The sequence below is a fragment of the Microcoleus sp. Z1_A1 genome, from assembly GCF_036700305.1.
Taxonomy (GTDB): Bacteria; Cyanobacteriota; Cyanobacteriia; order Cyanobacteriales; family Microcoleaceae; genus Microcoleus.
The window spans coordinates 1-2,515 of the sequence record NZ_JAUBOR010000102.1; the positions used below are offsets into that span (position 1 = coordinate 1).

General features: G+C 52.4%; 1 protein-coding gene. It reads right to left on the bottom strand.

The features are described from left to right. Positions 1-227 precede the first annotated feature (227 nt). Positions 228-1,865 (bottom strand): MBL fold metallo-hydrolase, encoded by a 1,638-nt coding sequence (locus QT973_RS26860; protein ID WP_333051822.1) that lies wholly within the window; start codon positions 1,863-1,865, stop codon positions 228-230. Positions 1,866-2,515 lie beyond the last annotated feature (650 nt).

Below are 2,515 nucleotides of genomic sequence, written 5' to 3' on the forward strand. Positions count from 1 at the left end.
CCTACACCCGACGAGCCTTTCATCACGCGGGCGTAATTTATTCGGGGTACTTCGCGCAGCGCTCAGATTAATCCCCTTTAAATATACCGAGGGACTTCCCGGCTGGTAGTTAAAAATTCAATACGCGACAGCTTACCCCTGCTGAAACCGGGTTTTTTGTCTGGGTGCGTCCAGGACTGTTCTTTTGTTTTCTGTGCCTGCGGGCTGGTTTCGAGGTGCCAGACAGCTTATTCGCCGTCTGTTTCCCCATCTTCTAGGAAAAGTTCGGACTCCGGTATCGCTTTAAACACGGGACAGAAACCGTCGGGGGTTACTTTAAAGCCAAACAAAGCACTGGACTGGTTCCAACAGCGCTGGCTGCGGTAGTGCTGGCAATTGCCGCAGCATTCGAGGTTTGCCTGAACGGCGCTGCCTTGAAAAAGGAGTTCCCGCTGGGAGATGCCCCGCAGTACCAGTTCTTCGCCTTGCCAGCGCGCTTCTACCAAACCGGTATCGGCAAAATTGGCCCACCGAGGATCGGCTGTAATCGGACTCGGCAAGCTAATTGCTACCTCTGTCCCCAATTCGCTGAGTTCTCCCTCATAGTTAGTTTCTGGGATAGCGGGCTGCAAAAACATTTCCCCGATCGGCAATTCGACAAGTGTTCCAGCCGCCGGAGTGTGCAACTGGTAGCGGTTTCGCAGCTCGTCCAAGTTAGCCAAGTCAGCCAAATATGCAGGGGAACCGTGGACTAAAATTACGTGCTGGGGACGCAAATTGTGGATGAGTTGGGTCGTCCCCGGCCCGTCGCAGTGTTCGGCTAGCAGATAAGTTTCGACACTTGTGACTCCAAATTGGGGTCTGTTGCCCAGCCAGTCGCTGACGGGATATCCTGGTTTTTGAGGGGCGAGCAAAATCCAAGGGTTTGTGCTATCGGCAATATACAAAGCCAAATCAGCTAACTTGTCTGTAATTACAATACAGGGCATGGCTCCCAATCCGGGGCGCTGTTCGGCAGACAGCCGACGGACGCGGGGTTTCACTCTTTCGTCCCAAAACAAAGGTTGGTGCAGAGCAAAATTTTGGACGGCGGTGGGAAATTGGGGTAACAGTTCTAGATAAGCGTCGCACCCGTCGGCGACAGTGCCATCTACCCAAATATCCAAGTCGCGGCCAGTAAAGTAGTGGTGACTGCGGAGCAGCATCAGCATTTCTTGGCCCAAACCAAGGGCCGGCGCGGGCAGCAGTACGGAGTACCCGTCGGCGATGGCGCGGTGGATGCGATCGGCTAACTGATTTTCCAGTTGTCGGCGGTGAGGGTGGCGCGCCGTGCCGTAACTGCCTTCCAAAATTAACACATCCGGCTTCATGCCCCTGAGTTCTCCTAGGGGCAAACCTTCCACCAAACGAGAATTGGACAGGAAAAAGTCGCCTGTGTAAACGACGGTGTAGGTGCGGTGCGGGGCTGCATAAGTCAGCAGCACAGTCGCAGCTCCGGGCAAATGACCCGACGGGAACAACTGCACGCTCAGTCCTGGGCGCACTTCGAGCGGCGACTGCCAGGGCAGTCCCTGACAGAACCGGGACTCTGGCTGCTGAGCCAGTTGTGGCCAGTTGAGCGGTAGCAGTCGCGCTGTCACTTCGCTGGCGTAAATTGGCAAGTGGGGGAAAGATTGATGGAGTGCTAGCAAACCTCTGGCATGATCGGAGTGGGCGTGGGTACACACCACAAAATCGGCTGGCAGCGATCGATTTAGTGTCGCTGATAGCGGTGCAATATCCTCTATACCGCAGTCGAGTAAAATGCGGTGCGGCCCCATTCGGACTAGCAGACAGACCCCTTCCTGTGCGTGGCCTGCGCCGTAAGGTAAACAATCGAGATCCATCACTGCGGTTAGCTCCCTGCTTTGCACGCAACTTGCAGTATCGCCTCTTTTAAACATTGGTTGCGACTGCATTCATTCGATCGAGTTCAGTCTCGGACGCTGAAACCGGGTTTGATGAACGAAAACACTTTGTTGCCGCCCTCGCTCCCGGTAAAAAAACCCGGTTTATCAAAGTTCTGGTGCGTAACCCTTGGAGCTAAATGTTGGCTCGAAGGCTCCGGCTCTCGTGCAAGGAAAGTAATTGCACTTAAGATTTGATGCAGCGCCAAGAAGGCGATTTTCCGAAGGCATTGGCCGGATGGGCCTTGGGCCTTCGACAAAGTTCAGGCTACTGGTTCTTGCATCAAAAGTTACATTTTATTGCACCATGTAAGAGTAGCGAGATCGATCTCATATTCTGAGTTTTAAACCTTTTTCCACAATTTGCGCCTGCTAAAAGCTAGTCTTTTTTATGAGAAGATTTTAATTCAGATGCCCAAACATCTTGATAAAACTTTACAATTCTTCATTTTTAGGGTTTTGAGGGCGGTTTATAGTCCAATCTGAAAAAGGAAGAACCCCCATCGTGCTAACTAAGGATCGCGAATTAAATAACTTACAATTTTAATTGTTATTGTGGGATGGGCGTCCCGCCCGTCATGAGTGGACGG